Annotated in this window: 8 protein-coding genes and 1 pseudogene; 4 read left to right on the top strand and 5 right to left on the bottom strand. The window is 72.4% G+C overall.

Going from position 1 to position 7,488, the window contains the following annotated elements; genetic code table 11:
* A pseudogene (locus tag HGA02_RS20360) lies at window positions 1-271 on the bottom strand (M23 family peptidase); the annotation flags it as partial.
* 263 nt (window positions 272-534) lie between these two features.
* On the opposite strand from HGA02_RS20360, the gene HGA02_RS21625 reads away from it, so the two are divergent.
* From HGA02_RS21625 to HGA02_RS06565, 4 genes are all read left to right on the top strand, one after another.
* Complete coding sequence (locus HGA02_RS21625; RefSeq protein WP_168678355.1) at window positions 535-858, top strand: DUF6507 family protein; 324 nt, start codon at window positions 535-537, stop codon at window positions 856-858.
* Window positions 859-959: 101 nt separating this feature from the next.
* Window positions 960-2,324: a hypothetical protein gene (locus HGA02_RS06575; protein ID WP_168678354.1), complete on the top strand. Its 1,365-nt coding sequence runs from the start codon at window positions 960-962 to the stop codon at window positions 2,322-2,324.
* Window positions 2,324-2,620 (top strand): hypothetical protein, encoded by a 297-nt coding sequence (locus tag HGA02_RS06570; protein ID WP_168678353.1) that lies wholly within the window; start codon window positions 2,324-2,326, stop codon window positions 2,618-2,620. The genes HGA02_RS06575 and HGA02_RS06570 overlap by 1 nt, the downstream gene beginning before the upstream one ends.
* A 188-nt stretch (window positions 2,621-2,808) precedes the next feature.
* Entirely contained in the window at window positions 2,809-3,597 is a 789-nt protein-coding gene (locus HGA02_RS06565; protein ID WP_168678352.1) for a hypothetical protein, read from the top strand.
* A 63-nt stretch (window positions 3,598-3,660) separates the two neighbouring features.
* Here HGA02_RS06565 and HGA02_RS06560 read toward each other — a convergent pair whose 3' ends face one another.
* The 4 genes from HGA02_RS06560 to HGA02_RS06545 form a co-directional block, all read right to left on the bottom strand.
* On the bottom strand, window positions 3,661-5,001 hold the full coding sequence (locus tag HGA02_RS06560; RefSeq protein WP_343035327.1) for an FG-GAP-like repeat-containing protein: 1,341 nt from the start codon (window positions 4,999-5,001) through the stop codon (window positions 3,661-3,663).
* A 176-nt stretch (window positions 5,002-5,177) separates the two neighbouring features.
* On the bottom strand, window positions 5,178-5,693 hold the full coding sequence (locus tag HGA02_RS06555) for a lipocalin family protein (RefSeq protein ID WP_168678351.1): 516 nt from the start codon (window positions 5,691-5,693) through the stop codon (window positions 5,178-5,180).
* A 107-nt stretch (window positions 5,694-5,800) separates the two neighbouring features.
* Window positions 5,801-6,535: a hypothetical protein gene (locus HGA02_RS06550; RefSeq protein ID WP_168678350.1), complete on the bottom strand. Its 735-nt coding sequence runs from the start codon at window positions 6,533-6,535 to the stop codon at window positions 5,801-5,803.
* A gap of 2 nt (window positions 6,536-6,537) precedes the next feature.
* On the bottom strand, window positions 6,538-7,488 hold a 951-nt coding region (locus HGA02_RS06545; protein ID WP_210728249.1), incomplete at its 5' end, for a hypothetical protein.

Genomic DNA, 7,488 nt, shown 5'->3' with positions numbered 1-7,488 from the left:
GCCCGTTCGCCGGCGCGGCAGGAAGCGGCGCGGCTGCGCTCGCCGGAGCAGCGGCCACCGGCGCAGGTGCGCCCGTCGAAGCGGCGTGCTGCGACGCTGCCGCCATCGTCGGCCGGTGTTCCGCGGTGCTCGTCTCGGGCACCGTGGGCTCAGGCGTGGTGTCGGTCCTGTCGGGCGCCGTGCCCTCCGTCGCCGGCTGGGGGCTTGCGCCCTGCGTCGGTCGGGGCGTCTCGTCGTCAGGCGTGCCGCCGGTGCGGGTCGTGTCGTCCATCGTGTCCTCCTCGGCTCACGCGTCGTTCGTCGTCGAGGACCACACAACGCCCCGAACCCGGACGGGCACTGGAGCGCACCCGTGCGCCACCTGTGAGACGCGGACCTGTGCACAACTCCGACGAGCGGCGGCCCCCTTCGGGCACGCTCGGCGCTCGACAGGGACGACGACCGGCCCGACGGGACCATGCAGGGAGACGCGATGCGCACGACGCGAGGGACGACGACCGACCTCCCGACCACGGCCGGACGAGGGCAGCGCCGGTGACCGGGTGGCGGATCGACCCCGCGGGCGTGGTCGGCGTCCTCGAGCGCGTCGACACGGCGTCGACCGACCTCGCCGCCGTCGCCGGTCGTGCGACCGACACGTGCGTCGAGGTCATGGACGCCGCGCACGACGCCCTCGTCGCGACCGAGCTCGTGGCGTTCGTCGAGACGTACACCGCCCTGACGTCCGCGAACCTCGCGCGCGTCGCGGCCTTCGCGAGCGCCGCCTCGGAGGCGTCCGCGCTCTACCAGGCGGGAGACGAGCAGATGGCCGGCGAGACCCTGCGCGCCGCGCAGACGGCGTGGGGCTGGACGTCGTGACCGTGGACGCCGGCATCGACCCGGACGCGATCCCCGGCCGCGACCTCCAGGCCGACGACCTCGGCCGGCTCGCCACCGACCTCGTCGGCTCGTCGCGCGCGTTGCGCGCGGGCGGCGCCGACCTCGTCGACCGCTGGCGCGGTCTGTCGGCCGTCTACGAGGCACCCGAGGCGCCCGCCCTGCTCGACGGCATCCTCCCCGTCGAGCCCGCTGCTGCGCGCTACGCCGACGCGCTCGCGCAGGTGGCGACGGCCGTCCGCGAGTACGCCGACACGATCCGCCCCGTCCAGCGCACGCTCACCGGCCTGCGTGACGACGCCCGCTCCTTCCGCGATCGCGCCGCGGCGAGGGAGCGCTGGGACGGCGACCAGGACCTCGTCGACGAGAACACCCGACTCGTTCACGCGGTCGGCGTCCAGCAGTCCCTGCTCGACGAGGCCGCCCGCCAGTGCGCCCTCCGCATCCGCGCCGCCACACGCGGCGACAGCGCCCTGCGCGAGTGCACCCCGGACGGCCTGCACGTCTCGCGCGCCACGACCCTCCCCGCTGGCGACCAGCCGTGGGGCCACGTCGTCCGCCGACACGACCCGTGCCCCAAGTCCGCCGCCGTCCAGGTCAAGCACTTCCTCTGGGACGGCATCGCCGTCGACAGCGTCTGGGCCGGCGTGGCGGGCAGCGCCGGCTACTACGGGCTGGACACCACGACATGGGAGTTCAGCCTCGCCACCGCCCGGACGACCTGGGCCTCGATGCCCGACATCTTCCGGGCCGACGAGCACGGCTCGGACGTGCGCTACGAGGCGGCGAAGTCTCTGCTCGCCTGGGACACCTGGTCCGAGGACCCCGCACGAGCCGCCGGATCCGTCGCCTTCACCTTCCTCCCGGGCGCGATCGGCGCCGCCGGGACGGCACTCAAGGGCAGCCGCGCCGCCGGCATGCTCGGGCGGACGGGCTCCCTCGTTCGGGAGCTCGAGCAGCGGCCTGTCGTTCCGGACACGACTCATGCGCCGGCCACGGTGGCTGCCTCGGTGCTGGACGGTGCCGTACAGGCTCCGGAGCGGCTGGTCGGAAGCGTGAGGTTGACCGTTCTACCGGACGGAACATTCAGATCGCCGGGAGGGCTGATCTACGGGCCGGATCCGCACTTCGACTCGCGAGTCGAGCACGTCCTGAACCATGCGACCGACCAGCCGCAGCGGTCGAAGCACGGCGTCTTCACCGAAGATCCCCTCGCCGCCACCGATGAGGCCTGGGCGATTGCACGACGTGGGCCTGTGGTGTCCTTCACGAATGGCGATCGCACCTCCTACTACGTCAACATGCAGCGCGACGTCGGCTACGTCGGCGGCGAGCCGGGGTCCACGGCCGGACACCCGAAGGTGTCGTACATGGTGCTGGGGATCGAGAACGGCAATCACGTGATCACGTCGTTTCCGGTGTCGGGTATCCCGATGGGAGGTAAGTGATGGGCACGTTGCTCTCCGAGCAGCCGGTGACCGGCTGGCTGATGTCCTGCCCCAGCTACGACCAGGGTCTGGTGCGTCCGATCATGACTGCGTCGGGCACGGTCGTCCTCCTGTGCGACGAGGGCAGCGAGGTGTGGCTCCACCCGTCCGACGTGTCGGAGAAGTCGTGGATCGATCCCGAGCCCGGAACGTGGCGCGTCGCCGGTGGGGTGCACATCACTCCGCGCACCACGCGGTGGGCGCGAGAGGACGAGGTGCCTGATTCGTGGGGCGAGTGCACGTGGCATGACGGCTGACAGCGCTCGCGAGAGCGACGGATGCGCTGGGGATCGATCGACGGCAGCAACGAGACCTCGTGAAGGGGCAGGAGTGGGCTGTCTCCTGGCTGCTCGAGAAGCGCCGCGGCACGGCGCGTCCACACCAGCCGTCACGGGCCACTAGCGTCCAGACGTCTCGTCCCTGTGCACTCCCCCGGAGGATCTGGATGCCCGTCCGCAGCTTCGACGACCACACCGCGGCCCTTGTCGCGGCGGTCCGGGCCCATCCGTCCGCGGCCGGCCTGGTGCTCCTGGGCTCGGCAGCGCGGTCGGAAGCCGCCCGGCGCGACGAGTGGTCCGACCACGACTTCTTCGTGATCGCGGCGGACGGGAAGGGCGAGGAGGTGCGCGACGTGCGCGCGTGGCTGCCGGACGTCGAGCGGGTGGTGACCGTCGCGCGCGAGGGTGCGATCGGGTTCGCGGTGCTCTACGACGACGGGCACCTCATGGAGTTCGCGGCGGCCACGGGTGCGGAGCTCGGCGGCGCGACGGTCGTCCACCACGACGTCGTGATCGACGAGGACGGGACGCTCGCGGCGCTGGTCGAGTCGTCCGGGCGACGTGCCGCGGACGAGCCGCAGCCCGATCCGGCGAACGACGCGGCGCTCGCCCTGGTCAAGCTCATGGTCGGTGTGGGGCGTGCCAGGCGCGGTGAGGTGCTCAGCGGGGGCGAGATGGTGCGCCAGTGGGCCGTGAAGCATCTCGTCCTGGCGATCCGGGCGCGCATCCCGACGGAGGTGCGGGACCGCGAGGCGATCGACCCGGCGCGTCGGTTCGAGGCGGCCTACCCGCAGATCGCGCCGCGGCTCGCGGCGGCTCTGGCGGCACCCGTCGAGGACGCTGCGCGCGCGCTGCACGCGTTGGCGCGGGACGTGCTGGAGCCCGGCTGGGAGGAGTTCCCGTCGGCGACCGCGGACGTGGTGGCGGCGCGTCTCGGCTGGGCCCCCACCACCTAGCGCACGAGTGAGGCCGCGCCGCCGGGACTTCTCGTGAGAGGTCCCGGCGGCACGGCCGTGGGATCAGCGCATCTGCGGCGCGCCCGGGATCGCGACGCGACCCGGCAGCGAGAGGCCCTTGTTCTCGTAGAGCCACGTGCTGCCGGCGGAGTCGACGCCGATGATGTCGGCACGGCCGTCGCCGCTCCAGTCGGCGGCCATGACCTCCTTGAAGGTGCCCCAGCCGACACCGATCTGCACGGGAGCGGACAGGCCGGGACCGTTGTGCGGGTAGTACCAGAGCCTCCCCGCGGAGTCGACGCCGACGACGTCGGCGTGCCCGTCACCGCTGTAGTCGGCGGCGAGGACGTACGTGAAGGATCCCCAGCCGCTGCCGATCTGGATGCGCGAGGGCAGCGCCAGCCCGACGTTCGTGTACACCCATAGCAGCCCGTCGGCGTCGACGCCGAGGATGTCCGCACGGCCGTCCCTGTTCCAGTCGCCGGCGGTGACGTGCTTGAACGTCGCCCAGCCGGACCCGATCTGCACCGGGGTCGACAGGCTGTTGCCGTTGTGCGGGTAGTACCAGAGCCGCCCGGTGCTGTCGACGCCGACGACGTCGGCATGCCCGTCGCCGCTGTAGTCGGCCGCCATCACGTGCGTGAAGGTCGCGAGGCCGCTGCCGACCTTGACGCGCGCGGTCAGCGCGTTGCCGTTGTGCGGGTAGTACCAGACGTCGCCGCGGACGTCGACGCCGAGCACGTCGGCGTGCGCGTCACCGCTCCAGTCCGCCGCCGCGAGGGTCGTGAGCAGCGGGGGGATCTGCTGGTCGATCCAGGCGCCGAGGTCGTCGAGCCGGGTCTCCGTGGCGTCCTGCCGCGTGGTGGTCGCCCCGAGGCACCCGCCCTGGTAGGCGGTGCTGTGAATCGCGACGAGCTCGACGCCGGCCGCGGTGGTCCGCAGCGCGGGGCCGCCGGCGTCGCCCTTGCAGATCGTCGCGCCGGTCCCCTGCGACTGGATGGCGAACGTCGCCGTCCCGACGGCGCCGACGGTGTAGGTCGCGGCGTGCGCGGTGTCGGGCACGAGCTGCGTCGTCGTGCGCCCGTACCCCGTCACGGTGAGCGACTCCCCGGCGACCGGTGCCGTCGTGGAGACCTTGACCGGTGCCACGTCGTTCACCGGCGACGCGAGCCGCACCAGGACCGCGTCGCGGGCGGCGTGCGGGACGAGGAGGTCGGCGTTGACGACCCGTCCGGCGGTCCCGGTGAGGTCGACGCGCCCGACGGTGACCTTCGTCGTCGCCGTGGGCGCACCCTGCGCCACCGCGCCCGAGGCGTCGGCGAAGCACGACTTGGCGGTCACGACCCAGGTCGGTGCGATCAGGGCTCCCGAGCAGGCCCGCTCGGCGCCGATCTCGAGCCGCACGGTCGCAGTGGCGACGGCCCCGGTCGGCGTCGTGCCCTGGACCGCGTAGGCGGCCGGTACCCCGACACCGAGGAGCAGGAGCGCGACGGCGCCGACCCGTGCGGTCCACCCGGTCGTCGCAACGAAGCCGCGACGAGGGCGACGGGCGTCCACCGGCGGACGGCTGACTCGCGCGCTCACCAGGCACCGAACCGGAGCTCGACGAGGATCGCCTGCGGCATCGCGGCACCCTCACCCGGGTCGACCGCGACCGACGTGTTCGGCGCCACCGCGTACGTCTCCTCCGCACCGGAGGCCAGCTCCGCCGTCGCCTCGACGGGCTTGTCCCCGCCCCGTAGCAGGAACGTGTGCGGCACCTCCAACGTCAGGAACCCACGGCTCCCCGACGTCCGGAAGCAGTAGTACGACCCGTACGGCTCCTCCTCCACCAACGTCTCCACCTGGATCAGACCCGGCGCGCACGACCCGCCCACAGCGCCCGACGACACCGGCTCGACGTGCCCGTCACCCGTGAACACCTTCAGGCCGTGCTCGGCGAGGATCGCGTCCGCACCCGGGTAGGCGAAGTCCTCCACCAACGACGACTGCACCTCCGCCGCCGCCCCTTCCGCAGCACCCGCGCTGCTCGCCCACACCACCGCGACAGCAGCCACCACGGCCGCCGCCCCGACACCACCCACCACTCGTCTCACGTCCACGCTCCGATCACGTCATCCATCTGGGTTCACCACTGCACGTCGTGCACCCGGCTGACCTGCGGCCGGGCATCGTCGCCGTCTTCTCGACCCGCTGGTCCCTGTCAGCGAGCGGGCTCGATCCCGAGCCGCTGCTGCGCGTCGTGCAACGAGAGGACGAAGGCTCCGGGCCGCGCTACGGCCGGGTTGCGCACCAGGACGCTCGGTCCGGGGTAGAAGTCCTCGTCGAACGGCCGCAGCCCCAGCGCGGCCGCGTAGTCGACCAGCATCGACGCGGTGAACCGCTCCGCGATCCGCCGTCGGCCGTACGCCTCGAGGTCCTCGAAGTCCTGAACGGTGCCGTTGGCGTCGAACCTCCACCTCCGGCCGTCCTGGACGACCGAGATGGTGCGGACGTAGTTCAGGAAGTCCGTCCGGACCGGTCCGAGCATCTCGAGCTTGCGGGAGCCGTACCGCGCGGGACCGTCAGGGTCCTTCGCCTCGGGGATCGACGTGATGACCACGCCGTACAGCTGCAGCGTCCGGGTGAGGTAGAGCACCGTGGACACCGGGTCACCGTGCGGGTATCCACAGTCGAGCACCGCCGTCCACTCCGGGTTCGCTGTGCCGACGACGAGCTCGCGTGGACCGACTCCGGCCGTCAGCGGTTCCAGCGTCGTCACGTGATCCCGCAGGCCACCCGGGAGCCGCTCCACCGCCACGGAACCGTGGAGGGCCGTGCGCCACGTCGCGAGCCCGTCGACGACCATGTCGAGCGGTGCTCGGACGAAGCCGATGGACGAGGTCAGTGGTGCGACGGCATCGCCCCAGAGTGTCGCGGCTAGGTCGTGCTCAGTCATCTTCAGTCCACCGTGTGCAGCGTGACGACCCCGTCAGGGTCGTTGGACAAGATCCGGGCCTCGTGCTCGGGGCCCCGGTTCGACGCGTTCGTGTCGTACTCCTCATAGTGGCGTCGACCGTCCAGCGTGTACTGGAGGTCCGGGCGGTTGATGCCGACCCGGACGTCGTTGAGGGCCACCTGCTGCTGGTTGACCCGCATGTCCCTCGCACCGAGTGCGTTCAGCTCGTCGATCCTGTCCTGGAGCGCCTGGTTCTGGGTGGCGCTCGACCCGATCGGCCGCTTCAGCGACAACGCGTCAGGCGCCTTCGGGTTGACCGCCATGTCCCGCGGGTTGCGTGCGACGAGGTTCTGCGCGGCCCGGGTGTCGAGCGCGTCGAGGATCTCGTCGATGCTGCCGCGCAGCCGGTCGACCTGCTTGGTCACCTTCGCGATGCCGACCCCCGCGCCGACGGCGGGCACCATCGCGAAGAGCGACAGCGCGGCGCCGCCCCAGTCGCCGCGGTAGGCGGAGACGGCCATGTCGAGGCCGTCGCAGACCTCGCCGACGCCGGGGATGAGCCCGCAGAGGCCGAGCGCGAGCTGCGCGACGTCCCACATGAGGTCGCCGTTGTCGCCGACGAACTGCTGGAACTCGTCGTACATCTGGCAGCCGAGCGAGTCCCGCGCGGCGGGCGTGTCGCACTTCGCCGGGTTGAGCATCACCTCGCCAAACGCGGTGAAGCCCTCCATGCACATCGCCGGTGACCCGAGTGCCGAGTCGACGGACGTCAGGCAGCTCCAGTACCGGTGGGTGTCGTTCGCGGTGCCGGTGCCGCCCGGACCGCTCCCGGCCGTGGTGCTGCGCTGCTCGACCTGCTGCTGCGCGAGTCGGGTCTCGTACGTCGCCGCCGCGTCGTCGGCCGCGGCCTGTGCCGCTGCGGCGTCGAGCCCCGCCGCGTCCGCGGCCGCACG

The organism is Cellulomonas septica (assembly GCF_012396155.1).
GTDB classification, from domain to species: domain Bacteria; phylum Actinomycetota; class Actinomycetes; order Actinomycetales; family Cellulomonadaceae; genus Cellulomonas; species Cellulomonas septica.
The sequence above is the reverse complement of the archived record's forward strand: the minus strand, read 5'-3'. Positions and strand labels throughout refer to the sequence as shown.